Below are 25,288 nucleotides of genomic sequence, written 5' to 3'. Positions count from 1 at the left end.
ATCAAACAGGCCCTAATCAGTTAGTAGTACCCGGCTCCTGCCGTCCGTAGAGCGTACTGTAGAGCCCCTTATTCTCAATCAGCTCTTCGTGTCTTCCCTCTTCGACAACCTGTCCATCTTCGAAGACCAGTACCCGGTCTGCCTGCTTTACGGCACTTAACCTATGGGCGATGATGATTGTGGTGCGTCCATCCAGGAATGCTTGTAGTGCACTGTGCAGATTACCTTCAGTTGCGGTATCCAAGGCTGAAGTCGCTTCATCAAGAATAACCACACTGGGATCTGTCAGCACCATACGTGCAATGGCCAGGCGTTGTCGTTGCCCTCCTGAGAGTCTGACACCAAAACGACCGACCAGGGTTTCCAAGCCATGTTCCATCTCAGCTACAGTGGTTTTAAGTTGTGCAATTTCCAGAGCCTGCCAAAGCTTCTCATCAGAAATCTCTCGTCCTAATGTGAGATTGATCCTGATACTGTCATTGAGCAGTGCCGGGTGTTGTAAGACAGTAGCGACATGATCGCGCACCACATCCATGCCTATCTCTTGAACCGGTACCTCGTCAAAGAAAACCTTACCGGCTGTGACTGGATAGAGACCAAGGATGATCTGCACCAATGTGGTTTTGCCGCCTCCGCTGGCGCCCACAAAAGCCACTTTTTCTCCTGCATTGACCACTAAATCAACTTTGTTCAAAACCGGTGGGCCATCACCATAGGAAAATTCCAAATCCTGAAGGCGCAGGCTGACAGTTTTTTTTCCGGAGAAAGGATTTTGATGGTGAGGATAAACTGGCTCCAGATCGACCTTCATCATGTCATTGATCCGTCCCAGAGCAGCCTGAGCACCATTATAGGCATACTGTATGTTCAACACCTCCTGTACCGGCCCCATCATGAACCAGAGATAGGCATAGACACCCAGCATTTCGCCAATAGTCAGGTCAGACCAGAGAACCATAAACATACTGACTCCGCGAAAAATATCGAAGCCAAATAGAAATATCATAAATGAGAGTCGATTGGCGGCATCGCTTTTCCAGGTGAATGCTGCGGAGTGTTCGCGGATATGGTCTGCCTTATCAATAATCCGACGAATATAATGACGTTCCCGATTGCTTGCCCTGATCTGTTGAATGGCATCCAGTGTCTCCTCAAGGGACTCCTGAAATGCCTGGAAGGCTGAGTTTTCACGCTTTTTGAGGTGTTTTACTTTTCGTCCAAACAGTGTCGTGAAATAGATCACCAAGGGATTGAGAAAAAGAATGAACAGCGCCAAAGGCCAGTTTATCCACAGTAGTACCACAGCAGTACCGAGTATACTCAGTGCCGCCACTAAAAATTTACTGGTGGTGACACTGACAAAACTATCAACAGCCTCGAGGTCTGTCACCAGGTGGGAAGCTACGGTTCCACTGCCCATGGTTTCGTATGATGACATTGATATACGTTCGAGACGAAGCAGCAGATCCCTGCGAATATGAAAAATGACATCCTTGGCAATACGTGTGAACTGCCAGGTCTGCCAGACGCCGAATATCAGCGCCAGGACTCTTAATATCAAGGTGAAGACCAAAACCGCCATGATATAGAGGATGGGGCCGTGCCAACTCTCTGGAAAAAGAGCGTTCATTAACCCAATGGCCTTACCGGGTTGATTGAGGAGCACCTCGTCAACCAGAAGGGGTATCAGCAGAGGGACTGGGACTGCTGCCATCGCGCCGAGAATCGCAATCAGATTGGCAGCTATGAGTTCACGTCGATGGTGAAACACCATCTGAATAAGTTCATTCCAGCGGTAGTTCGTTTCACGAATGGCTGGTTGAGTCTCTATCTCTCCGAGGTCAATACTCATAACAGTGGAGTTTTGCCTTCATTCGTCGTAATGCTTCAATACGGTTTTGTGCATCATTTACCCGGTCATTCTCATAGTATTCTGCTGCACCCGAATAACCAAGATAGGCCAGTGCGCCAGGCGCCCATACGGCACCAACAAATATTGAAGCACCCGTATAGGGGTCTTCATAGAATCCAGGTTTGGCGCTATAGGTATCAGATTCAAGAGTGGCCAGTTGCTGATCCAGCTCTCTACAGCTGAGTTGTTCGTCCCCAGTCTGGAAGACTGGGCCGGTGGGTCGGGGATAGAATCTGCTCTCTTTATTGTCCTCGTTGATGTTTGAGCTTGAGGGTTCTGGTGAGTCACTCCTACTCTGGTAGAGCGGATCAACCGGGCTTGGGTAAGTGCTGATCTCAGCAGAAATAGTATGACTGAAAAGCAACATTAGGGTGGTAACAGTAATTTTGGATAGTGCTATTTGCATGATGAACCAACTCCTGGATTCTTTAAATCAGTACAAAACAGGATCTGAAATTACTATAAAAACATGCATATTGTGCGCCAAATTTGGTTGTGGAGTCTAAAAAATTAGATTATTTCTACTTTGAAGCAAGCTTATCCCTTTTGCTTTAAATTCTAATGAAATAGCTGCAAATGGCAGCCTGAATTTTTTATACACCAGAAGGATAAGTGGCCTCAAAAAACGTCAAACAATATAGGAGACTGCACTAGATCGATCCAAACGACTTGGCAGCATCATATCGACTGGCACGGGGCTTTAAAGTTCCACCCAGCAGCTATTATTAACCCGTGTGAGATTCAGAGGTTACAGCACAGATTCATTGAAATCGTAGATAAGATTGCTTTCAGGGCGTTGAACAAAATTACCCTGAACATAGTCGGCCCCACTGCTCCATAGAAGCGCGATACTGCGTGGATCCTCTACTTGAGGTGCAATCACCTTGATATTACGTTCATGAACCAACTCGACCAGCTTTCCTACTTCATCACCTGAATCGGAGAGGAGGCTGTAGTCGAGTTTGATGTAACTGATGGGTAGATGCTTGATAACCCGCTCGGTCTCCGGGGTCAATGAAACCCGTGTCAAAAGGGTTGAGATACCCATTTTGTTAAGAACGTCGAAGCAGATTTTGGCTGACTTCAGAGATTTTGCGACTTCATGTATGTTGAATTCAAATGTCAGAGCGTTTTTCCCTATTTGACCGCTTCGGTGCTTCTCTCTCAACCAGGTGAGTCGCTCCATATTCTCCAGAAGATCTGTGGACTGAGAGACAAATAGGCGGAGGTGCGTTCCTTGTTTCTTGTGCTCATTGATTACTGCGATTGCTCGTCTTGTGGTCCATTGATCGACTTTGCTGATCAGTCCGATCTCCTCAGCTTTAGGGATAAACTCAGCAGCGGCATGCAGGTTCCCATCAGGCTCCTGCAATCTCAGCAGGGTTTGATAGTGGGCCAGTGTAGAGCCTTGAAGGGCAACCACGGGTTGGAAGAAAACTTCAAAATAGTCTTCATCCAAAGCCTTCTGAATCAAACTACCCATGTCTTGGGTTGCATCACCTTCGCTATCAGTCCGCTTCTCGGGTTCGAAGACGTAGACCTGATTGCCACCGGCCTCGGTAGCTTTGCGGCTAGCAATCTGAGCATGGGCAATGATTGCACGAGAGTCTTGATTGCCCGGCTCAACTGGGTATATGCCAACACTTAAAGTCACGCCAAGGGTGGTATTCTCCACCTCTATGGTCTGTTGGCTGAGGTATTTGGCAAGTTTCTCACCAAGGGCTTTCAGCTCATCCTGATTGGTTCTGATGGCAAGCAGGCTGAGGCTGCTGTCGCCGAACCTGGTCAAAATATCCTGGCTTGCTAATGAAGATTTGAGGTGTTTTGCCACTTCGGCCAATACAACATCGAGCCCACCAATACCAACAGAGGCCACGAAGTCTTCAGGTTTGTCGATCTTCAGGAAAAATACACCAGTGACTTCATCCAGGGTCGACTCTGCAAGGAGCAGGGCATCCAATCGTTCAAGTAGATAATTCCGAGTGTGTAGGCCGATCTCTTTTTCTCTACGGAAATATCCATGTACTCGATGGCTGAGTTGACGGGCGCGACGAATGCGATTGGTGACTGTGCTGATCAGGTGCTTTGGTGCGATTGGTTTTGAGAGGAAGTCTTCACCACCAAAGCTCAAAGCGTTCAATTGCTTATCCAGATCCTGCTCGCCAGAGAGAAAAACTATAGGAATATCGACATACTCATTTTGTTCCCGGATCACTGCTGTCAGTTCTGAGCCGCTGGCCTCGGGCATATAGAGATCCATGAGAATCAGGTCCGGTTTGAAGTCCTTTAAGGCGTCCAAAACCTGCATTGGGTCAGTGACGCCAAGACATTCAAAGTTTGCTTTACTTAAAATGGCGTCAGCAAAGTCAGCCTGTGCAGGATCGTCCTCGACGATTAATACCCTATATTTTGTATGGCTATTAGAGGTGGAAAGCTCTTCGATTTGTTTCGCAACCAGATAGGGATCTACAGGGTTAGACCAGTATCCACAAGCATCGACGCGCATTGCTGCAAGTCTGGTTTTTAGATCGGGAGAGTCTGCGACAAAGGCAACGGGTAGACCCGGCAGGCCATTATTTTTATTCCAAAGGCCACCAGTCTTGGATTCAGGAAAGAGTTCGTCCAGCAGATTCACGTGACTGATCAGAAATTCCGGCTCGTCAGGGTTGAGGTCATAGTGATGGATGATCTGCTGAGGGTTTTCAAGCAGGATAGGCTCCAGGTTTTTAGCCTGGAAGTTTCTCATCAAGCCGGCAGCCAGTGACTCATCAATCCCCAGGAGATAGACCTTATGCTCACCATTCAATACCTTCGGCTCAGCAGGGGAGGCTTCTTGAGGTTTGCTCGCTAAAGCCGCCGCCTGTTGGTTACAAGCTTGTATTGAAGCGTCTTTAAAAGCGTGAATCAGACCATCCAGTGCGACAACATCATCGTGTTGAGGTTTTAGTCCGGTATTGTGGTAGTCACTCAAATGGCCAATCAGGGAATTACCACTGTGTGTGATCTGAGGAACACCAAATTTGGATCCAGACTCAGCCAGTGTGGAAATTCGCTCTATCAGAGTGTCCAGCAGATTGCCTTTCCAATCGCTTTGCACCAACTGGTGCCAATTTTCCAAGATCGCTGAAATTCTGCCAGGCACCTGGTTCAGAAATGAAGTGATCAGGTTAGCTGTCGAGGCTGATGTGCTTGGAATATCGCTGCTCATTGGGTTCGAGTCTATAGCCCTTGTTTAGTGTGCGAACTTGAAATTACAAATAACACAAAGTGCTACCTCTGCTTTCAAGTGTAACTGCTTGTCTACCATTGAGAATGATAACGGTTTGTCGTGTACTCCGAAAGGGGGTGTAATTAATAATATGACGCTTTTTTACCTATTTTGAAGAATGACCATATTTTTACATGGTGATTGCCTAAATCGCTCTACTCTACATACTAAAAGGCAGCTCTGATAAGGGCTCTATTTGCAGCACCAGAAATCTGTTTTGCTCCACTTCCCAGAGGATGTTGAAATCGTATAGACGCATACCAAATCGGTTTCTCTGTTGTTCGATTAAGTAAGCAGGGCGCGGGTCATTCGCCAATACCTGTTGGATGAGTCGTTTAAGGTGATCTATCTGGCTTGACGAATGTTTCTGTAACTCCGCTTCTGCTTCAGCGCTAAAGCTGAGTTCGATCTCTCTGTTAGGTGGTGTGGGCGCAAATCCGGCCCTGGCATTGGGGATTGCATCGGAATAGGGAATGTAGGGCTTGATGTCGATGACTGGGGTGCCATCAAGAAGGTCTACTCCCCCCAGTCGCAACGTCACCTGCGGGTCGGAGATATCCAACTGCAACAGTTCGACAACAGAGAGTCCTATTGGGTTTGGGCGGAATGGGCTACGTGATGCAAAAACACCGACACGTTCGTTTCCTCCAAGCCGGGGAGGGCGAACAGTTGGTTTCCACTGATCTCTGATCGACCTGTGAAAAATGAAAGAGATCCACAGGTGCGAGTAGCCTTCTATATCGCGAAACGCCTCAGGACGATTGTAAGGGGGAAGGATTTTGAGCAGAGCCTCTGCCTCAGGGATCAGACCTGATTGTCGGGGAATGCCAAATTTCTCCTTAAAGCAAGATTGAATCAAGCCAATGGTTTGTAGATCGAACTTCATGATGGAGTGAATTGAATGACCTTTTTTAACGGGTTCATATTGATTTCGTCAAAGACCGCGCCAGGATGGGCATTGAGAACCATCTCTACCACCTCAGCAATATCCGATACACGGAGATGGTTTTCAGGCAGGTCTCCAGGTCTGAAATCCAGTTCATCAAAAAAATCACTGGCAACCATGCCTGGATTGATCAGACATACACGCAGACCACTGGCACAGCATTCGGCACGCAAGGATTGAGCAAAACCTCTCAGTGCAAATTTACAGGCGCTGTAGATAGTGCCCTTTTTACCACCGGTCAGAGCTGATTCGGAGCCGATGACTATTATATCGCCTGCCCCCCCTCTCTTGAGGTGGGGAACCACCGCTCTGGCAGTATAGAGGTGTTGCACCAGATTTAGATCAATCATCTCTCTTATCTGTTGGAAAGAGAACTCTTCCAAAGAACCAAAACGTCCATAACCAGCATTCAAAATAGCGCCGTCCAGATCGGTGTGGGAGTTGATGATTTTGTTCAATACGCTGGGTAGACGCTCAAGGTCTGATAAGTCACAGGAGATGGGGTGAAATCCTGGTGTCTGCTCTGACCAGTCGGAAAAATCTCTACCGATACCAATTACCTCGTGGCCCAGGGTTAGCAGGTGTTTTGATATTGCCGCTCCGATGCCGTGAGAGGCGCCGGTAATGAGTAGCTTGCGAGTACCTTTATTGTTCATATTGCGTTACCCGCATGATTAACTCCGATATTTGATCAAGCTGTTGTGTAATTAATGCTCGAACACCTTTGCCACTTATCTTTTCATGACCACATTGGGGATTATCTGAGACTATTTTAATGATATGCAGATCATCCGGAGAGGCAATTGACGTCAGTGCTGCAATAAATCCAGAAGATTCCATATCATAGGCCATTTGTGGCTCATACCCAGCTTGAGGCGCTATGACACAGGAGAGTGGGCCACGATTGAGTGGCGTTCTGAACGCTGTGTTCAGGTGCCAGCAGTCTCCGTTTTGTTCTATAACCTTATCGGCTAGCAGAAGTTCACCGACATCAAGAGATCCATGACCGCAAATTCCGATATTGACCCAGACCGGGTTCGACCCAGGTGGGGCTATTTCGTGCAGATAAGCAACACCACTTTCAACCGAAGATCTACCAGGCCCTGAGACAACCAAATCTACTCCCGAAGCCTGATATAGTGGCAATGGGCCAATCGGTTGAAAACGTTTCATTTCAAGATGATTGATGAGGGGAGTGGCTTCTGCTTTCAGGGCTATCACCAGATTTAAATGGCGTCTGGATTGCAACCGATCAACTCCTGTTCATATTGTAGCTGGATGGCTTTGTATTGTTCAGCACGATCCAGATGGCCACGTTTTTCGGCACCCTGACGCAAAATTTTGCATTTTTTAACCAGTGTTCTTATTGCAGCAAGACGATCGGAGTCACTCAGTTTTTGATTCTCCAGCAATTTCTGCAAGGCATAGACACGGAAGCGATCCATACCCCAATGTCTCCGGGAAAGCTGATCATCATGCCCCCCATATTTCACAACCAGGGGTTTATCGACAAAATCCACTGCTTCGCTGGCACAGATTCTTAGCCACATATCATAGTCTTCACAAGCTGGCAGGCTGGGATCGAACAGACCAAACTCATCAAATATAGAGCGATGCAGTAGAGCCGCTGACGGTGAAATAACGCATAACGGTAAGCATTGTTTGAAAATAAATCCCCCATGTTTTGTATGCTTATTCATCTGATTTACCCGGGTTCCGTTTCTGATCCAGATTTCATCGGTGTGCGAAAGGCGAAGATTGGACGAACTGATAATACTCTCCATCTGCATTTGCAGTTTGTCTGGAAGCCAGCTGTCATCAGAATCCAGCAGAGCAATCCACTCACCACGGGCCTGTTTTATACCGGTATTTCTGGATTCGCTTACTCCAGAATTGGGTTGTGAAAGGTAGATGCACTGTGGGTAGTTTGTATTGATCAGGGTATTGGTGCCATCGTTAGAACCATCGTCGACAACAATGACTTCCAATGGCGGAAGAGATTGGGAAAATACCGAGTCCAACGCCCTGGGCAGGGTGTGGACTCGGTTATGGGTTGGAATGATTACAGAGATAGACATAGCAAAAGGATAACTGTTAAGTTACTGATTGTTAATAATTAATGTTAGTGCGTATCCGTTTTTTGCCATGCCTGACTGAAAATGTCCGGAATAGGGCGAATGAAAACCATGGACTATGCTGCTCAATTTCCCACTCTGAATACCAGAAGGCTAGAATCTTGATAGCACTGAAAACAGACTCAGGTGAACTATTCTGATAGAGAACCAAGGGCCCTCAGTGTGACATAGGTAGGATATTCAAAGAAAAATATTGTTATTTGATTTATACTGGCCTATGTTGTCTGGTCGGAAGTAAGTGCGAATGAGGGATGAATAAGTGCTTGTATGGCAAAGGAGTTTGCGAAAAGTAACCTCCTACCTCAATGAGGTGGGTATACATGGAGCCCATCCAAAAGTGAAATCGAGACGATTTGATACAGATGCCGTACTTGAAAAGATTTTAAAACATGATAAAGAGGGTTTTACCTCATTCTACGAGCGTTATCGAGGGCGTGTTTATCGCTTTATCGTGCGTCAATATGGAACAAACGAATATGGCAAGGCTGCCTATTATTCAGCTTGGCGTCACTTGGTTGTAGCCGGTCTAAGCAATAAAACACCAAAAGAGCTTAAACTCTCATTTTACCAGTATCTTGGTTCATCTGTCGGATCTCTGATGGCCGCCCGTCGCACACAAGAACAGACTAACTACCTTCCCAAAGATATCGAGCAGGATGAAAACTGGAGCTTGGCTCTTATCGAGCATCTAAAGCATCTGAGTGACGATAAGAAACGCTATTTTCTGTTCAAATATGAAATTGGCATCAGCGAAGCCGCAATGGCAAAGACGTTTAGCGTAAAGAGAAAAGTGATAGAGAAAACTATCAGTGAGACCGAGGCCGAACTCCTGGATGGCTTGAAAGATGTGGGTCTACCTAAGAATGTAACTCTGGAGAAACTCTATAGAGGGAGTCGGGTAGTAAAGCCCCCTGTCTCTTGGGATAAAGAGATATCTGAATCCTTTGATATGTGGGTGAAGCAGGCTGACAAGCCTCTTAATGGAAATAAAATATCAGGTGATGAAGAGCCTGTAGTTGGTTTGGCCGGGAAATGGATTCAAATCCGTGATCAGGTAAAAAGCAAATTCTCTACCCTCAATAAGCGTAGTTCAGCTAAACAGAGTCGTAATCGGAAACTCTCTTCGTCACACCGTTGATTACCCAGTTAGTGTTAGGTTATTTTTAAATAGTCGAAGCCTGATACGTGCGGCCTGCCCCCATCTGTTTACTTGATTAGAATCTGCTGTTTAGAAGTTCTCAGTCAGTCGATTGTGTTTCGACTGGTGGATATAGCTCATTCAATGGCAGTGATTTACCATTTTCTATAACCATACGTGCGTGAAAGCGTTTGAGTTCTCGGGGCTCTTTAACGCCACAGGCGTGCGCCAGCATCCCGAATTCATAACTCATATTCTTTACGTAGTTGGCGACACGTTCAGCTTTGTCAGATGAGACCAGCCCCCCGTTGTAGTTTTTTGCTGCTCGGTACACCCAGGATCTCATCAAAACCGATATATAAGCTGAAAACTTATCCAATTCTGCAAAAAATAGGGATTTAACGGTTCAGTTATGCCTTAGTAAGACTTTCTGCTGCATTCCAGGTAGTGTAGAATTCCCGCTTTTTCCCAGCCGGTGTAGCAATGCAAGATATCAACCCCATCAATAATCTGATCGACGATCTGAAGAGACGGGCAGCCTCCCTCAGGGGGTATCTTTGACTATGAGGTCAAGCAGGAGCGCCTGACTGAGGTTCTTCGTGAGCTTGAGAATCCAGAGGTTTGGAATGATCCCGAACGGGCTCAGGCTCTGGGAAAGGAGAGGTCAACCCTGGAAAACGTAGTCCTGACTCTGGATGAGCTTAATGAGGGCTTGGGCGATGCGTCCGAGCTTCTGGAGATGGCGATAGAGGAGGGGGATGAAAACGCAGTTTCATCCATTGAGGCGGATTTGTCGACCTATGAACAGCAGGTTTCTGGCCTCGAATTCCGCCGTATGTTCGCCGGAGAGACAGATGCTTGCAACGCCTTCCTCGATATACAAGCCGGTTCTGGTGGCACTGAGGCTCAAGATTGGGCTGAAATGTTGCTCCGTATGTATCTGCGATGGGGTGAGCATCGTGGTTTCAAGACTGAATTGATCGAAGTTTCTGCAGGAGAGGTTGCGGGCATTAAAAGTGCCACGGTACGCCTTGAAGGTGAATATGTGTTTGGCTGGCTGCGCACCGAGATTGGCGTCCACCGGTTGGTGCGTAAATCCCCCTTTGATTCGGGCAATAGGCGTCACACCTCTTTTGCTGCGGTATTTGTTTCACCTGAGATTGACGATTCCATCGAAGTCGATATTAATCCGGCTGATCTAAGAATCGATGTATACCGAGCAAGCGGAGCGGGGGGGCAGCACGTTAACCGGACAGAATCAGCGGTTCGTATTACACATAATCCCACCGGGACTGTTGTGCAGTGTCAGAATGACCGATCTCAGCATAAAAACAAGGCTACTGCTATGAAGCAACTTAAGGCCAAACTTTATGAGCTCGAAATACAGAAACGCAACGCATCACAGCAGGAGCTTGAAGAGACTAAATCCGATATTGGATGGGGAAGTCAGATTCGAAGTTACGTGTTGGATGCCTCCCGCATAAAAGATCTACGTACTGGTGTAGAAACCGGTAATACACAGGCTGTGCTTGACGGTGGCCTCGATATGTTTATCGAAGCCAGTCTTAAAAGTGGTTTGTAATTGGTAACGGTTACAATCCAAAGAACGGTTAGAAGTTAGACCAAACTGAGTTGATAAAAAATATGAACGATCAGACACAGGACGAAAACAAACTCATCGCCCAGCGTCGAGAAAAACTGCAAAAGATGCGTGATTCCGGCATCGCTTTTCCAAATGACTTCCGGCGTAACAGTGTTGCTGGTGAGTTACATGCAGAATACGATGACCAGAGTGATGAAGCATTGGAGTCTCAGGCTCTGAGAGTGAGTTTGGCTGGGCGCATGATGAGCCGCAGGGTGATGGGAAAAGCAAGTTTTGCCCATCTTCAGGATATGTCGGGAAAAATGCAGCTGTTCGTACAACGGGATTCCCTGGAAGAGGGGTTCTATAACGAACAATTCAAGAAATGGGATATCGGTGACATCATTGGTGCAGAGGGGATTCTGTTCAAAACCAAAACCGGCGAACTGTCGGTAAAGGTTGATAAGCTGAGGTTGCTTACTAAAGCACTTCGTCCTTTGCCAGAAAAATTTCATGGCCTTTCAGATCAGGAGATGCGTTACCGTCAGCGCTATGTCGACCTGATCATGAACGATGCTTCCCGTGAGACCTTTCGTCAGCGTACCAGGATTGTACAGTTTATCCGCAGCTATCTGGATGGTCGGGGCTTCATGGAAGTCGAGACGCCGATGATGCAGGTGATACCCGGCGGTGCAACAGCGAGACCATTCGCTACCCGGCACAATGCCCTGGATATGGATATGTTCCTGCGTATCGCACCAGAGCTCTATCTCAAACGACTGGTGGTTGGTGGATTTGAAAAGGTCTACGAAGTCAATCGTAATTTTAGAAATGAAGGGCTTTCTACACGCCATAACCCAGAGTTCACTATGTTGGAATTCTATGAGGCTTATGCCGATTTCAACGATCTGATGGATTTAACCGAGGCGATGTTACGTGACCTCTGTCAGCATGTGCTTGGATCACAGCAGGTGAGCTATCAGGGTGAAACCTATGATTTTGCCAGCTCATTTCAACGTATGTCAGTGAAAGAGTCGATCCTCCACTTTAATTCTGATATCAGTTCCGAAGAGATCGATTCTCTGGATCAGGCCAGAGCGATTGCTGAAAGGCTGCAGATACCGATCAAGGAGAGTTACGGACTCGGCAAGGTGCAAATAGAGATATTTGAGAAAACGGTCGAACATCGTTTGATGAACCCAACCTTTATCACAGCCTATCCCACAGAGGTTTCCCCTCTGGCGAGACGTAATGACAACGATCCATTTGTCACCGACAGATTCGAGTTTTTCGTTGGTGGTCGAGAGATAGCAAATGGTTTTTCTGAGCTCAACGACGCAGAGGATCAAGCCGAAAGGTTTAGCAAGCAGGTGGCCGAGAAAGAGGCCGGCGATGACGAGGCGATGCACTATGATGATGACTACGTGCGTGCGCTTGAGCATGGTATGCCACCCACAGCGGGAGAGGGCATTGGAATTGACCGATTAGTGATGCTATTGACTGATTCACCCTCTATAAGGGATGTGTTGCTGTTTCCCCATATGCGGCCTGAGTAATTGGGCTGACGACTGGGTAACCACCTCAGTGTCCATAGAGCAGCAGTCCTTCAGCATGCTCCAGATGTTGAGCTGAACCTGCCAGTACCAGTACGTCTCCATCCCGTAAACGGGTTTCCGGTTCCGGGGCTTCCCCCCGGATGCCGCCGCGACGTACTGCTGTGACACTCACTTCCCAATCCCACAAGTGCAGATCCTCAATGGTATGGCCCACCGCAAAGGCCCTTTTCGGTAGTGTGACCGTATGCAGGCGCTCCTGAAAAGCCTCATCATGCTCCAGGTCGATGGCCTCTTGGCCATGGTAGAAATCCCTTAATAATTTATAGTGGCCTTCACGGATTTCCCGCATGATTTTAAGAATACGGGAGCCGGGTACCTTAAGCAGCAGTAACAGCTGACCCCCCATCATCAGACTCCCTTCCACTGCCTCTGGCATTACCTCGCTTGCACCAGCCAGCTCCAACTCTTCCAAGTGAGTGTCATCCCGGGTTCTAACCAATACCGGGGTTTCTGGCGAATGGGACTTCAGGTAGTGAAGAATCTTCATCGCTGTGGTGTGTTCTTCAAAAGTGATTACAACAACTTCAGCTTTTTCGATACCTGCCGCCTGGATGATCTCCTGACGTGTTGCATCCCCAAAGTGTACAGGCTCGCCAGCTTCGTGAGCCTCTTGTACCACGCTTGGATCGAGATCCAATGCGACATAGGGGAAACCCTCTCTTTGTAATAATCGGCCAAGATTTTGTCCGACACGGCCATAACCGCAGATAATCACATGTCGGTCCAGTTGTTCAGCTTCCTCTTCCAGTTCATCCACAGCGGAATAATCTGAGGTGGTACTACGCAACGTGCAGAATGTCTGTGCCAGTCGTCCGTTGTAGCGGATCATGAAGGGGGAGATGATCATGCTGATAATAATGGCAGCAAACATAATCTGACTGGCATGGGGTGGTAACAGGGAAGACTCCAAGCTCAGATCAAGCAATACGAAGCCGAATTCACCCCCCTGAGCAAGCAGTAATCCGGAGCGAAAACTTGCCTCAATTGGGCGTTTGCTGAAGTAACCAATAAGAAAGATGATGCTGGCTTTTAGGGTGATCAGTCCGATGGCTGCGATGACCACCCAGTGAATTATCGGCAACAATGAGCTGACATCGACCCGCATTCCCACAGTGACAAAAAACAGGCCAAGCAACACGTCCTGGAAAGGGCGTATGTCAGCTTCAATCTGGTGCCGGTACTCTGTCTCTCCTAACATCATTCCGGCCAGGAAAGCCCCCAGAGCAAGGGAGAGCCCAGCTTCATGGGTTAACCATGCCGCAGCCAATGAAACCAGCAGTACGGTCATGGTGAACAGTTCAGCTGAGCGAGCCCTGGCAATTTCATGGAACAGAGGCCGCAGAACCCAGTGACCAAAGGCCATTATGATCGCGAAAACGGCTATCGCTTTAACCACTGCCCAGGTGAGTGGTATCAGCAATCCTCCTGAGCTTCCGTCGGCGAGTAGGGGGATGACTACTAATAGTGGGATGACCGCCAGATCTTGAAACAGCAGAATGCTGATCCCTAATCGCCCATGTTCCGTATTAAGTTCTGCCTGTTCAGAGAGTTGTTTGGTCACAATGGCAGTTGAAGATAGTGCAATAATGGCACCTGTGATCAGGGCAGCAGGGGTCTCCAAACCCAATAGCCAGGCGATGGCTGCTGTAAGTACTGCCGTCAGCAATACCTGGCTTCCCCCCAAGCCGAATACCGTCCCCTTCATGGCAACCATCTGTGGTAGAGAGAACTCAAGTCCAATGGTGAAGAGTAAAAACACCACCCCAAACTCAGCCAGGAACCTGGTGTCTTCATTCGAATTAATCAGGCCGATGCCAAACGGGCCTACCAGGATTCCAACAATCAGATAGCCCAGAATGGGTGGCAGATGCAGGCGCCTGAACAGTGTCACCGTAATTACTGAGACAGCGAGCAGTAAGAGAATGATCTGTAGAGTATGAATATTCATCTTTAGCCGGTTTAAAACATAAATCAGTTCGGGATCGAGAATTGCACAGAGTATGAGTTTGAGGAAATAGAAGAAATAAATCCAATCAAATAAATGTCGAAATATTTCATGGGGTAATAACGGCTTAAGTGTTAAAATCGGGAGATTCAAAGTAAATAGAAAAGATAATCGTGGCAAAAAGATCTAAAAAAGGCTCATCCCAGAAGGATCCGTATCAAGAGCGGGAAGCTCGGAAGTACGAAAATCCTATCCCAAGTCGTGAATTCATTATGGAAACCCTTAAAAGTGAAGGGATTCCTATGAATCGGCAGGTGCTCGCTGAGAAGCTGAGTATCGAATCTGAGGAGCAGGTTGAGGCGCTTAGACGGCGGCTGCGGGCAATGGAGCGTGATGGGCAATTGCTCTGTAATAGAAACGAAAACTACTGTCTGGTTAATAAACGCGACTTGATTGTCGGCAGGGTTATCGGTCATGCCGATGGTTTTGGCTTCCTCCGACCCGATGATGGAGGGGATGACCTCTATCTCTCATTTAAAGAAATGAAGCCTGTGTTCCATGATGATCGTGCCGTGGTTCGCATTACCGGATTGGACCGTAGAAATCGCATGGAAGGGGCTGTGGTCGAGGTGCTGGAACGGAACACCCGGAGTGTGGCAGGGCGTCTCTACATGGAGAGTGGTGTCGGTTTTGTGGTTCCCGATTCAAAACGCTTGAGCAAGGATATCATCATTCCTTCCAGTGAAACCAATCAGGCGAAACAGGGACAGATGGTGGTGGCTGACATTCTGGATCAACCCACCAAGCGGACACCGCCTATCGGCCGAATTGTGGAGGTATTGGGTGATCATATGGGGCCGGGTATGGAGACCGACATTGCAATACGAACCCATAGTATTCCAGTGGACTGGCCCGATGAGGTGACTCAGGAGATCAAGACATTGACCCCTGAAGTGGCTGAAACTGACAAGCAGGGGCGCGTCGATCTGAGGCAGTTGCCGTTGGTCACCATAGATGGTGCGGATGCCCGGGATTTTGATGACGCGGTCTATTGCGAGGTTAAACCCAAGGGTTGGCGACTGTTGGTCTGTATTGCAGATGTTTCACACTATGTAAAGCCAGGCAGCGCTCTGGATCAGGAAGCAAGAACCCGAGGTAACTCCGTCTATTTTCCTGACAGGGTGATTCCCATGCTTCCAGAGGTGCTCTCGAACGGCCTCTGTTCCATCAATCCTCAGGTTGATCGTTTATGTACGACCTGTGAGCTCTACATCAGTGCGGAAGGCAAGGTAACCCGATCCCGCTTCTTTTCCGCTGTAATGCGTTCTCATGCAAGGCTGATATATAACGATGTGGCTGCCATGCTGGAGGGTGATCCTGAGCTGTGTGCCGAGCATTCGAAGATATTGCCCCATCTGCATAACCTCTATCAGCTATATAAGGTTTTACAGTCACAACGCGCCGAGCGAGGTGCAATCGATTTCGATACTACAGATACAAGAATAGAGTTCAACGAACTCAAAAGAGTAGAACGCATCGTGCCTGTGGTTCGAAATGATGCCCATCGTATTATCGAAGAGTGCATGTTGGCAGCCAATGTGGCAGCTGCACGCTATCTGTTGCGCAAGAAAATTCCAGCGCTCTATCGTATTCATGAAGGGCCAGCAGAAGAGAAACTGACCGACCTGCGTGAATTTCTTGCAGAGCTCGGATTGAGTCTCCCTGGAGGTAAGAAACCTTCAGCAGGTGACTATGCATTGCTGTTGAAACAGATACAGGAGAGACCTGATCGCCATCTGATTCAGACGGTATTGTTACGCTCACTCTCACAAGCCGTATACAGCTCAGACAATGTGGGCCATTTTGGCCTTTCCTACCAGGCCTATACCCATTTTACCTCACCAATACGTCGTTATCCTGACTTGATTGTACATCGAGCACTCAAACATCTTATCGATCAGGGCAAGCCCGATGATTTCGACTATCCGAAATCTGAGTTGCAAAGTCTTGGAGAGCACTGTTCGAGCACTGAACGGAAAGCGGATGAAGCAACCCGTGACGCACTGGACTGGCTGAAGTGTGAATATATGCAGGACAAGGTTGGCGAAACCTTCAATGGCATCATTACCAGTGTAAATTCTTTTGGTGTGTTTGTTGAACTGGAAGAGATCTATGTGGATGGTCTGGTACACATCACTGCACTCGACAATGACTACTACCATTATGATCCGGTAGGTCATCGTCTTACCGGGGAGCGTACCGGTAAAGTGCTGCGACTTGGAGATCCTCTGACCATCGTTGTTGCGAAGGTTAATCTGGATGACCGGAAGATTGATTTTGTTCCAGACAAGCAGTCAAGCAGCGAACCCACAAAAAAGCGCAAGACACGGTCTAACAAATCGAAAAGAAATCCCAAAAGAGATTCGGCGACAAAGCATGCCGGAACTAATAAAAAAAGTGCAAAAAAGCCACGGCGTAAGAAAAAGTCTACTTGATGTCTGATCAGCACTCCTGGGTTCTAGGGCTTCACGCAGTCAAAGCTGCGCTTCAGCAAAAAACAGCAGCGGAAGAGCTGTTGGTAGATGGTGGACGTCGCGATATTCGTATCAGAGAGGTTCTCTCACTTGCTGAAGCTGTTGGAATAAAGTGCCATAGCTTGACTGGCAAGCGGTTGGACGAGCAGGTGCAGGATACACGCCACCAGGGTGTTGCTCTTCGCATCAGGCAGCAGCAGGTGCAGGATGAGCCTTATCTCAAGGCGTTTTTGAAGCGACTTGAACAGCCACCTTTGCTGTTGATACTTGATGGTGTTCAGGATCCCCATAATCTGGGCGCTTGTCTCAGAACTGCAGATGCAGTCGGTGTAAATGCGATTGTCATACCTCGTGATCGATCAGTTAGCCTGACTTCTACAGTAAGAAAGGTTGCAAGCGGAGCGGCAGAGACAGTGCCGCTGATCCAGGTTACCAACCTGTCTCGCACCCTTAAATGGCTCAAGTCTGAGGGGGTTTGGCTTGTTGGAACAGCCGGTGAGGCTCAGCAGACTCTTTATGAGGTCGATTTAAAAGGTCCGCTTGCTTTGGTCATGGGGGGAGAAGAGAAAGGGCTTCGCAGGCTAACCCGGGAAAGTTGTGATCTGTTGGTTAAGCTACCAATGGCGGGAAGTGTGGAGAGCCTCAATGTTTCCGTGGCCGCTGGCGTGTCACTCTATGAAGCGCTAAGACAGCGTGGCATGTTAAATATACATACTGGAAAAATTTAGTTTTGTTGGAGATTTGATGTGATCAGAAAAGTATCCCGCCTTGCAATGATAACCGCACTCTTTTCCGTGCAGGTTCAAGCTGACACCTTGCTGGGTTTTACCGCAGGAGTCGAGCTATGGGCTATGGACTCTTCTGGTGCTATATCCGACATGTCTAAATCAGATCTGCAGTCCTTCGATTTAGGTTCTGAAGGAACTGCTGTTGCATCACTGGCCTTCGAACATCCGATTCCATTGATACCCAATTTCAAGCTCAGAACCAATGATCTGAGTGCTGAGGGTGATGATCTACTCGACGAGAATTTTCGTTATGCCGGGACGAATTTTCCAGCCGGCAGAGAGGTCAATATTGAGTTCGATATGCAGAGTACTGATTTTGTCTTCTATTATGAGCTTTTCGACAATGACCTGGTTTCATTCGATTTCGGTCTCAATCTGAAATATCTTGATGGTGATGTTCGGGTTGAGGATAAAGAGACCAACCAGGCTTCTCAAAACCACTTCAAGGGCTATGTACCGATGCTCTATGGTGCTACTCAGATTGGGATACCTTCAACTCCACTTTGGGTCTACGGCGATCTCAATATCCTGACTGTCGGTGACCATACTCTACAGGACTATCAAGTGGGCCTGGCCTACAGCGTAATAGATAATCTGGCCGTGGATCTCAGAGTGAAAGGGGGATACCGTAGTTTTTCCCTTGAACTGGACGATCTGGATGGGATTTACACTGACTGGGATTTCGATGGTTTCTATCTCGGCCTGGAGGTGGATTTTTAAGGGGGATCAACCCTTTTGCCACTGCCTGATAGGTGGATGTGGGCAATGTGATCATCTGCATCTTGCGGATTTTCAAACAAAAAGGTAGAATCCGCCGCTTTCTGATGCCCGATTGCCAAGGGAAATAGGTCAAAACAGCGTGTTTTCATGCCGGTGACCGGGTATCACTCCTTGCCTTACTGCATATGCGGAAGGCTGCCTAACCCGAAAGGAGATACAATGAGGCACTATGAAGTTGTGTTCCTGGTTCATCCGGACCAGAGTGAACAAGTATCCGCTATGATCGAGCGCTATCGCTCGGGCATCGAAACCAAAGGTGGAATTATCCACCGTCTGGAAGATTGGGGACGCCGTCAACTGGCATACCCGATCAACAAGATCCACAAAGCCCACTATGTTCTGATGAACATTGAGTGTGATCAAGAAGCGCTGTCTGAACTGGAAAGCGCCTTCCGTTTCAATGATGCTGTCATCCGTAATATGGTGATTCGCCGTGACGAGGCGATCTCAGAGGTTTCCCATTTGGCTAAATCACAGGAAGCAGACGAACGTCCAGCTGCCCGTGATAGCAGTGATGATGGTGATAACGAGCAAGAGACAGTTGAGGCTGAGGCCCCAGTCGTAGAAGAAGCTGAGTCAAGCGACGACTGATAAGCTGAATTACAGAGAGGACATAGCAAATGGCACGTTTTTTTCGACGTAAGAAATATTGCCGCTTCACAGCGGAAGGCATCACCGAGATTGATTATAAAGATTTAAATCTTCTCAAAGCCTATGTCAGTGAAAGTGGCAAGATAGTACCAAGCCGTATTACTGGTACAAAGGCTAAATATCAGCGTCAGCTGGCGACCGCTATCAAGCGCGCTCGTTATGTTGCGCTTTTGCCATACACTGATCAGCACTAAGAGGAATATATACCTGCCGGGGTAGCGGAATGAAAGCACTGGCATCCTTTGTGATGCGTGGGCCTGCTCAGTCAGCGATGGTGACAACTGTGCTGGCGATGCTGTCGATTATTATTCCGTTTATCGGTGTTTTCAGTAGCGCAAGTATTGGCTTGGTCACCCTAAGATTGGGCGGCTTGGCTGCAGGGAAGGTGTTGTTGATATCAACCCTTGCATCTGCTGCGCTAATGGGGCTGATATTTGGCAACCCGCTACCGGCACTGGGCTTTTTACTGGTGTTGTGGATACCAGTTACGCTGCTTGGTTTACTGTTACGCAACTCCCGCTCTTTGGCATTTACGACCCAGGCGGGATTGGCATTCGGCATACTGGCCATACTGATGCAGTACATCAGTCTGGGAGATCCAGTCACTTTCTGGCGAGAGTATCTGGAACCTATGGCTCAACGCTTTATTGAAGCAGGATTGTTCGATCAGGCTCAAAGCGTTCAGGTTCTGGATCAGTTGTCGCAGATGATGTGTGGCCTGGTCGCAGTAGGCTTTCTACTGCAACTACTGCTTAGCCTGTATGTTGCGCGATGGTGGCAGGCGATTCTCTACAATCCGGGGGGATTTTCCACGGAGTTCCAACAGATGCGACTGCATCGGTTGGTCGGGGTAGCAGGCGCAGCAGCCTTGCTGTTGGGTCTACTGCCAGAGAATGCGTATCCGGCCTTTATCGGCTGCCTGGGAGCAGTGATCCTGGGATTGGTATTTCTTCAAGGCATGGTGGTTGTACATGGCTTGATAAAGGGCACTAAATCAGCCCAGCTCTGGTTGGTATTGACCTACTTGATGCTGATTATTTTTCTGCCGCAAATGGTACTGGTTCTGATCAGTATCGGTTTGCTGGATATTTGGATTGATTTTCGATCCCGCTTTAAATCTAAATCTGGCGGGTGAGAAGTCGTTGCAACAAACCGCTGAAACCGGTTTTGCTGCAAGCAAACGATTTGACCTAATTAAGGGTGATTACAATGGAAATTATTCTATTGCAAAAAGTGGACAACCTGGGTGATCTGGGTGAAAAGGTAAACGTCAAGAGTGGTTACGGCCGTAACTTTCTGATTCCTGCAGGTAAGGCCATCCCGGCTACTGATGCGAATCTGAAGGTGTTTGAACAGCGTCGTGCAGAGCTCGAGAAAGAGGCCAGTGAAAAATTGCAGGCTGCTGAGGCCCGTAAAGCCAAGCTGGATGGGATGGATATCTCTATTACCTGTAAGGCAGGTGATGAAGGTCGTCTTTTCGGTTCTATCGGTACCTCCGATATCGCCAAAGCAGTTGTAGCTGCTGGCGAAGCGCTGGAAAAGAAAGAGGTAATGCTGCCAAACGGACCATTCCGCGTTGCCGGTGAGTACGAAGTCGAGCTGCACCTGCATGCGGATGTAAATACCAGCATCAAGCTGAGTATTGTCCCAGAGGCTTAAATCAGCACTGGGGTGCACCTGATCAATTCATGAATTGGTGCATTTTGGCTGAAAGGTTTCGGCTCTGTGTTAAAAAAACTTCGTAATAGCATGCTATTGCGTAAGTTTTTTTGCCTTGATCCGAAGCCTTTCATCTCACCATGCGCTTGATCCTGAGTTAATCAGGTCTCTGCCAAGGCAAATTCATCTTCCGGTTTTACCGTTTCCGAGGAGTTGGATTAGCTTTTCAGCCAACTGTTCTGTTGCTTCAGAGCCTGTAATTATCTACACAATCGCAGTGTGGTGGTTGAAGCCACTGACAGTTCGGATCTGTATTCAAAATAGTACCTCTCTCCTTTTCTCGTTTCGCCCAATACCGTATGCTTACCAAGCACTACGCACAATCCGATTCATCTCAACTACAAACGAGCTCCGATGTCAGATCCCGCCTATCCTGAAGAGATAGCTGCCTATCCAGAAATTGAACAGCGTGCCATCAAAGTGCCTCCGCACTCAAATCAGGCAGAACAGTCGGTGATCGGCGGTTTGATGCTGGATAATGCCAGCTGGGACAAAGTCGCCGATTTGGTTGTTGAGAGTGACTTCTATCGGAAAGAGCACAGATTGATCTTCAATGCGATCGCTGCACAGGCTGAGGATAGTCAACCTTTCGATGTAGTGACCCTTGCGGAACATCTTGAACGCAAGGAATCGCTTGAGGATGGTGGTGGTCTGCCTTACCTGGTTAGACTGGCAGAAGAGACACCCAGCGCGGCAAATATCAAATCCTATGCCGGTATCGTGCGTGAATATTCTGTCATGAGACAGCTGATCTCTGTAGGTACAGATATTACCGACAGTGCGTTTCATCCCCAGGGACGCAAGGCTGAGGAGTTACTCGATGTAGCTGAACGTAAAGTATTCGAGATTGCCGAACAGACCAGCAAAGGAAAGGGTGGGTTTACACCAATCAGATCCCTGCTGACCCAGGCAGTCGACCGCATAGAGACCCTGTTTCAGCAGGATGAACCGATTACAGGTATCAGTACCGGCTTCTCAGATTTTGATCAGATGACTTCGGGGTTGCAACATGCAGATCTGATTATCGTTGCAGGGCGCCCATCTATGGGTAAAACCACCTTTGCAATGAACATAGCTGAGAATGTCGCTATAAAAGCGGGTAAAGCTGTTGCAGTCTACAGCATGGAGATGCCTGGTGACTCCTTGGCAATGCGTATGATGTCCTCACTGGGACGTATTGACCAGTTGAGAGTTCGTACCGGTAAGCTGGAGGATGAGGAGTGGCCCAGACTCTCTTCAGCTGTGAGTATGCTGGCGGAAACCAAACTCTATATCGATGATACACCGGCCCTCTCACCAACAGAGGTCCGTGCCCGTGCCCGACGATTGAAACGTGAGCATGACGATTTGGGTTTGATAGTTATCGACTACCTGCAATTGATGCAGGCGCCAGGGGAAGGGGATAACCGTACTAATGAGATCTCTGCAATATCCAGGTCGTTGAAGGCTCTGGCGAAAGAGCTGGATGTTCCTGTGATTGCACTCTCTCAGCTTAACCGCAGCCTTGAGCAGCGCACCAACAAACGACCGATTATGTCGGATCTGCGTGAATCGGGCGCGATTGAGCAGGATGCGGATTTAATCGTGTTCATCTATCGTGATGAAGTCTATAACGAAGATAGTCCCGATAAGGGTATAGCTGAGATCATTATCGGTAAGCAACGTAATGGCCCGATTGGTACCACCCGCCTGACTTTCCTTGGTAAATACACCAAATTTGAGAATTATACGGAAGATATCTACAGCGATGAGGGCTATTGATGGGGGTTGCTCCGCGGGCTTTAATTGACCATGCCGCTCTGCGTCACAATTTAAAGCAGGCTCGTCAAGCCGCGGAGGGTAGTAGCGTTTGGGCAGTGATCAAAGCAGACGGCTATGGGCATGGTCTGCTACGGGTCGCTAAATGCCTCAGGGAAGCGGACGGATTTGCCATCGCGCGGCTCGATGAGGCGCTTTTTCTAAGAAAAAACGGTATTGAGAATCCACTGCTGGTTCTCTCTGCCTGCGCTACCCGCAGAGATTTTGAACAGGCTATCGATGCCGATATCGAAGTGGTTCTGCATCATCGGCAGCAGTTGGCTGAACTACCCAGCAGCCGATCAGAATCGGGGTTGTTGAATGTCTGGTTGAAGGTTGATACAGGCATGCACAGGCTTGGTTTCGAAGCCACTGAAATCCCACAGATAGCCCGTCAGCTAAAAGATCACTCTGTAGTTGATCAAATCAACCTGATGACACATTTAGCCAATGCGGATGATCCTGATGATCCTCTGACAGCAATACAGTGTGAGCGTCTTTTCAGTATCGATTCAACACCCTTCAAGGCTACTTCGATAGCCAATTCTGCGGCTATTCTGGGCTCACCAGCGAGCCATGCTGACTGGGTTCGTCCCGGTATCATGCTGTATGGCGCTTCACCCTTTACCAACGCCACAGCCGCAGAACATGGTTTACGTCCGGTGATGACCCTGTGCAGCCAGGTAATAGCAGTTAAAACTTGCCAGGCAGGTGAACCAATCGGTTATGGTGGTAGCTATATCTGTCCCGAAGCGATGCCGGTGGCTGTTGTTGCTGTCGGTTATGGTGATGGTTACCCTCGTCACGCCCCATCCGGTACACCCGTACTTGTGAATGGGATTCGCCTGCCACTAGTTGGTCGTGTGTCGATGGATATGATTAGTGTGGACGCAAGAAAGCTGCCTGAAATAGAGATTGGAGATGAAGTGGTTCTTTGGGGTAAGGGTCTGCCGGTGGATGAGATTGCCCATATGGCAGGAACAATCGCTTATGAACTTTTATGTGGCGTTAAGCAGAGAGTCTCTTTTGTAGACCTCAATCTTGGAGAAGTGAAGAAATAATGGCTCAAGGGAGTAAAAAAGCTGCAAAAACGAACTATGTTTGCCGCGATTGTGGTGCCAGTTTTCCTAAATGGTCAGGACAGTGCTCCGAGTGTCACTCCTGGAATTCATTGGAAGAGAGTCTGTCGGTATCTAAGGCCAGCCAAGGTCGGTATGCCGGTTATGCCGGAACCGGCGGACAACAGGTGCTTGCACTTACCGATGTTGGAATTGAGCGTGAAGCCCGAACCACTACTGACAGTTCAGAACTCGACAGAGTACTCGGTGGAGGTTTGGTAGAAGGTTCAGTTGTTCTGATCGGTGGAGATCCGGGGATCGGTAAATCGACCTTGCTGATTCAAACTCTGGCTAGACTATCTAGCGGATTGCGTTCCCTCTATGTCTCCGGTGAGGAGTCGCCCAGGCAGATCTCAATGCGAGCGACTCGCTTGGGTCTGGTGGTGGATAAATTAAAACTGTTGCCGGAAACCTGTGTGGAAAGGATTATTGCCATAGCGGAACGGGAATCGCCACAGGTAATGGTGCTGGATTCGATTCAGACCATGTATACCGAACTCCTGCAATCAGCGCCAGGTTCAGTCTCCCAAGTACGAGAGGCTACCGCACAGCTGGTTCATTTTGCCAAACGCAGTGGCACTGCACTGTTTCTGGTTGGGCATGTTACCAAGGAGGGAAATCTTGCTGGTCCCAGGGTTCTGGAACACATGGTTGATACTGTGCTCTATTTTGAAGGGGAGGCTGGCAGTCAGTTTCGTCTGATACGTACTATCAAGAATCGATTTGGTGCAGTGAATGAGCTCGGTATGTTCGCAATGACGGATAAAGGGCTCAAAGAGGTCAGTAATCCCTCCGCCATTTTTCTGTCACGACAGGCAGAGAAGGTGCCGGGTAGTGTGATCCTGGTGACCCGAGAGGGTACTCGCCCGCTACTTGTAGAGGTTCAGGCACTGGTGGATGAGAGTCCATTGGCCAACCCGAGGCGGATTACGCTGGGCCTGGAGCAGAATAGACTCTCAATGCTGCTAGCGGTTCTGCATCGCCATGGTGGCATCGCTATGTTTGATCAGGATGTCTATGTGAATGTGGTGGGGGGGGTGCGGATAACTGAAACTGCATCGGATTTGGCTGTATTAATGGCAGCACTCTCAAGTTTTCGTAATCGTCCTCTGGATCATGGGCTGGTGGTTTTTGGTGAACTGGGCTTGACTGGGGAGATCAGGCCGGTTCCGAATGGCCCGGAAAGGCTGCGTGAGGCTTCAAAACATGGTTTCAAACGAGCCGTAGTGCCTAAGGCGAACACCCCAAAGCAGCAGATTGAAGGACTGGAAGTGATTCCTGTGGAAACCCTTGCTGAGGTATTGGAGATTGCTTACTAGTATGACGCACCACACTAGAGATTCTTTAGGCTTTTAAGAG

The 25,288-nt window shown here is 48.4% G+C and carries 22 protein-coding genes; 13 read left to right on the top strand and 9 right to left on the bottom strand.

What is annotated here, in order from left to right:
- Window positions 1-16: 16 nt before the first annotated feature.
- The 7 genes from AC4IFB_RS12920 to AC4IFB_RS12890 form a co-directional block, all read right to left on the bottom strand.
- Window positions 17-1,852 (bottom strand): ABC transporter ATP-binding protein, encoded by a 1,836-nt coding sequence (locus tag AC4IFB_RS12920; RefSeq protein ID WP_490776747.1) that lies wholly within the window; start codon window positions 1,850-1,852, stop codon window positions 17-19.
- Window positions 1,842-2,318, bottom strand: coding sequence for a hypothetical protein (locus tag AC4IFB_RS12915; RefSeq protein ID WP_490776746.1), 477 nt, complete (start codon window positions 2,316-2,318; stop codon window positions 1,842-1,844). The genes AC4IFB_RS12920 and AC4IFB_RS12915 overlap by 11 nt, the downstream gene beginning before the upstream one ends.
- Before the next feature lie 342 nt (window positions 2,319-2,660).
- Complete coding sequence (locus AC4IFB_RS12910) at window positions 2,661-5,120, bottom strand: EAL domain-containing protein (RefSeq protein WP_490780376.1); 2,460 nt, start codon at window positions 5,118-5,120, stop codon at window positions 2,661-2,663.
- A 220-nt stretch (window positions 5,121-5,340) separates the two neighbouring features.
- Window positions 5,341-6,066: a tRNA (N6-threonylcarbamoyladenosine(37)-N6)-methyltransferase TrmO gene (gene tsaA, locus AC4IFB_RS12905; protein WP_490780375.1), complete on the bottom strand. Its 726-nt coding sequence runs from the start codon at window positions 6,064-6,066 to the stop codon at window positions 5,341-5,343.
- Window positions 6,063-6,782: an SDR family oxidoreductase gene (locus AC4IFB_RS12900; protein ID WP_490780374.1), complete on the bottom strand. Its 720-nt coding sequence runs from the start codon at window positions 6,780-6,782 to the stop codon at window positions 6,063-6,065. The genes tsaA and AC4IFB_RS12900 overlap by 4 nt, the downstream gene beginning before the upstream one ends.
- Window positions 6,772-7,374: a hypothetical protein gene (locus AC4IFB_RS12895; protein ID WP_490776742.1), complete on the bottom strand. Its 603-nt coding sequence runs from the start codon at window positions 7,372-7,374 to the stop codon at window positions 6,772-6,774. Before AC4IFB_RS12895 ends, AC4IFB_RS12900 begins: the two co-directional genes overlap by 11 nt.
- Window positions 7,353-8,204, bottom strand: a complete 852-nt coding sequence (locus AC4IFB_RS12890; protein WP_490780373.1) for a glycosyltransferase — start codon at window positions 8,202-8,204, stop codon at window positions 7,353-7,355. Before AC4IFB_RS12890 ends, AC4IFB_RS12895 begins: the two co-directional genes overlap by 22 nt.
- A gap of 337 nt (window positions 8,205-8,541) precedes the next feature.
- On the opposite strand from AC4IFB_RS12890, the gene AC4IFB_RS12885 reads away from it, so the two are divergent.
- Complete coding sequence (locus AC4IFB_RS12885) at window positions 8,542-9,399, top strand: hypothetical protein (RefSeq protein WP_490776740.1); 858 nt, start codon at window positions 8,542-8,544, stop codon at window positions 9,397-9,399.
- Between the two features lie 100 nt (window positions 9,400-9,499).
- Here the strand turns inward: AC4IFB_RS12885 and AC4IFB_RS12880 are convergent, their stop codons facing one another.
- Window positions 9,500-9,733: a hypothetical protein gene (locus tag AC4IFB_RS12880; protein ID WP_490780372.1), complete on the bottom strand. Its 234-nt coding sequence runs from the start codon at window positions 9,731-9,733 to the stop codon at window positions 9,500-9,502.
- Between the two features lie 149 nt (window positions 9,734-9,882).
- Between AC4IFB_RS12880 and prfB the strand changes: the two genes are divergently transcribed.
- A protein-coding gene (gene prfB / locus AC4IFB_RS12875) for a peptide chain release factor 2 (RefSeq protein ID WP_490776738.1) occupies window positions 9,883-10,981 on the top strand; the annotation gives its coding sequence in 2 pieces (ribosomal slippage) (window positions 9,883-9,957 and window positions 9,959-10,981; 1,098 coding nt in all).
- Between the two features lie 62 nt (window positions 10,982-11,043).
- Window positions 11,044-12,537, top strand: coding sequence for a lysine--tRNA ligase (lysS, locus tag AC4IFB_RS12870; RefSeq protein WP_490780371.1), 1,494 nt, complete (start codon window positions 11,044-11,046; stop codon window positions 12,535-12,537).
- A 25-nt stretch (window positions 12,538-12,562) separates the two neighbouring features.
- Here the strand turns inward: lysS and AC4IFB_RS12865 are convergent, their stop codons facing one another.
- Window positions 12,563-14,545, bottom strand: a complete 1,983-nt coding sequence (locus AC4IFB_RS12865) for a monovalent cation:proton antiporter family protein (protein ID WP_490780370.1) — start codon at window positions 14,543-14,545, stop codon at window positions 12,563-12,565.
- 167 nt (window positions 14,546-14,712) lie between these two features.
- Here AC4IFB_RS12865 and rnr point away from each other — a divergent pair, with 167 nt between their 5' ends.
- The 10 genes from rnr (at window position 14,713) to radA (ending at window position 25,248) form a co-directional block, all read left to right on the top strand.
- Complete coding sequence (gene rnr / locus AC4IFB_RS12860; protein WP_490776771.1) at window positions 14,713-17,037, top strand: ribonuclease R; 2,325 nt, start codon at window positions 14,713-14,715, stop codon at window positions 17,035-17,037.
- Window positions 17,037-17,804 (top strand): 23S rRNA (guanosine(2251)-2'-O)-methyltransferase RlmB, encoded by a 768-nt coding sequence (rlmB, locus tag AC4IFB_RS12855; RefSeq protein WP_490776735.1) that lies wholly within the window; start codon window positions 17,037-17,039, stop codon window positions 17,802-17,804. Before rnr ends, rlmB begins: the two co-directional genes overlap by 1 nt.
- A gap of 18 nt (window positions 17,805-17,822) precedes the next feature.
- Entirely contained in the window at window positions 17,823-18,584 is a 762-nt protein-coding gene (locus AC4IFB_RS12850; RefSeq protein ID WP_490776734.1) for a TIGR04219 family outer membrane beta-barrel protein, read from the top strand.
- 219 nt (window positions 18,585-18,803) lie between these two features.
- Window positions 18,804-19,235, top strand: a complete 432-nt coding sequence (gene rpsF / locus AC4IFB_RS12845) for a 30S ribosomal protein S6 (RefSeq protein ID WP_490776733.1) — start codon at window positions 18,804-18,806, stop codon at window positions 19,233-19,235.
- Window positions 19,236-19,264: 29 nt separating this feature from the next.
- Window positions 19,265-19,489 carry a 30S ribosomal protein S18 gene (gene rpsR / locus AC4IFB_RS12840; protein WP_490776732.1) on the top strand — a complete coding sequence of 75 codons (225 nt, stop codon included), beginning with the start codon at window positions 19,265-19,267 and terminating at the stop codon, window positions 19,487-19,489.
- A gap of 29 nt (window positions 19,490-19,518) precedes the next feature.
- A complete protein-coding gene (locus AC4IFB_RS12835) occupies window positions 19,519-20,430 on the top strand; it encodes a DUF2232 domain-containing protein (protein ID WP_490776731.1) in 912 nt (303 codons plus the stop codon).
- A gap of 74 nt (window positions 20,431-20,504) precedes the next feature.
- On the top strand, window positions 20,505-20,954 hold the full coding sequence (gene rplI / locus AC4IFB_RS12830) for a 50S ribosomal protein L9 (protein ID WP_490776730.1): 450 nt from the start codon (window positions 20,505-20,507) through the stop codon (window positions 20,952-20,954).
- Between the two features lie 414 nt (window positions 20,955-21,368).
- A complete protein-coding gene (gene dnaB, locus AC4IFB_RS12825; RefSeq protein ID WP_490780369.1) occupies window positions 21,369-22,775 on the top strand; it encodes a replicative DNA helicase in 1,407 nt (468 codons plus the stop codon).
- On the top strand, window positions 22,775-23,872 hold the full coding sequence (gene alr / locus AC4IFB_RS12820; RefSeq protein ID WP_490780368.1) for an alanine racemase: 1,098 nt from the start codon (window positions 22,775-22,777) through the stop codon (window positions 23,870-23,872). The genes dnaB and alr overlap by 1 nt, the downstream gene beginning before the upstream one ends.
- The gene (gene radA, locus AC4IFB_RS12815; RefSeq protein ID WP_490776727.1) at window positions 23,872-25,248 is read left to right on the top strand and encodes a DNA repair protein RadA; all 1,377 of its coding nucleotides are present in this window, start codon (window positions 23,872-23,874) and stop codon (window positions 25,246-25,248) included. Before alr ends, radA begins: the two co-directional genes overlap by 1 nt.
- Window positions 25,249-25,288: the final 40 nt, after the last annotated feature.

It is taken from the genome of Candidatus Thiodiazotropha sp. AKIB8, assembly GCF_058244675.1.
Note: the sequence above shows the minus strand (reverse complement) of the source record. Positions and strands in the feature narration are given on the sequence as shown.

What these genes read in the sequence shown, in the direction of transcription:
- AC4IFB_RS12920 (WP_490776747.1), bottom strand. Translation starts at nt 1,852, where the DNA reads ATGAGTATTGACCTCGGAGAGATAGAGACTCAACCAGCCATTCGTGAA.
- AC4IFB_RS12915 (WP_490776746.1), bottom strand. Translation starts at nt 2,318, where the DNA reads ATGCAAATAGCACTATCCAAAATTACTGTTACCACCCTAATGTTGCTT.
- AC4IFB_RS12910 (WP_490780376.1), bottom strand. Translation starts at nt 5,120, where the DNA reads ATGAGCAGCGATATTCCAAGCACATCAGCCTCGACAGCTAACCTGATC.
- tsaA (WP_490780375.1), bottom strand. Translation starts at nt 6,066, where the DNA reads ATGAAGTTCGATCTACAAACCATTGGCTTGATTCAATCTTGCTTTAAG.
- AC4IFB_RS12900 (WP_490780374.1), bottom strand. Translation starts at nt 6,782, where the DNA reads ATGAACAATAAAGGTACTCGCAAGCTACTCATTACCGGCGCCTCTCAC.
- AC4IFB_RS12890 (WP_490780373.1), bottom strand. Translation starts at nt 8,204, where the DNA reads ATGTCTATCTCTGTAATCATTCCAACCCATAACCGAGTCCACACCCTG.
- lysS (WP_490780371.1), top strand. Translation starts at nt 11,044, where the DNA reads ATGAACGATCAGACACAGGACGAAAACAAACTCATCGCCCAGCGTCGA.
- AC4IFB_RS12865 (WP_490780370.1), bottom strand. Translation starts at nt 14,545, where the DNA reads ATGAATATTCATACTCTACAGATCATTCTCTTACTGCTCGCTGTCTCA.
- rlmB (WP_490776735.1), top strand. Translation starts at nt 17,037, where the DNA reads ATGTCTGATCAGCACTCCTGGGTTCTAGGGCTTCACGCAGTCAAAGCT.
- rpsF (WP_490776733.1), top strand. Translation starts at nt 18,804, where the DNA reads ATGAGGCACTATGAAGTTGTGTTCCTGGTTCATCCGGACCAGAGTGAA.
- rpsR (WP_490776732.1), top strand. Translation starts at nt 19,265, where the DNA reads ATGGCACGTTTTTTTCGACGTAAGAAATATTGCCGCTTCACAGCGGAA.
- AC4IFB_RS12835 (WP_490776731.1), top strand. Translation starts at nt 19,519, where the DNA reads ATGAAAGCACTGGCATCCTTTGTGATGCGTGGGCCTGCTCAGTCAGCG.
- rplI (WP_490776730.1), top strand. Translation starts at nt 20,505, where the DNA reads ATGGAAATTATTCTATTGCAAAAAGTGGACAACCTGGGTGATCTGGGT.
- dnaB (WP_490780369.1), top strand. Translation starts at nt 21,369, where the DNA reads ATGTCAGATCCCGCCTATCCTGAAGAGATAGCTGCCTATCCAGAAATT.
- alr (WP_490780368.1), top strand. Translation starts at nt 22,775, where the DNA reads ATGGGGGTTGCTCCGCGGGCTTTAATTGACCATGCCGCTCTGCGTCAC.
- radA (WP_490776727.1), top strand. Translation starts at nt 23,872, where the DNA reads ATGGCTCAAGGGAGTAAAAAAGCTGCAAAAACGAACTATGTTTGCCGC.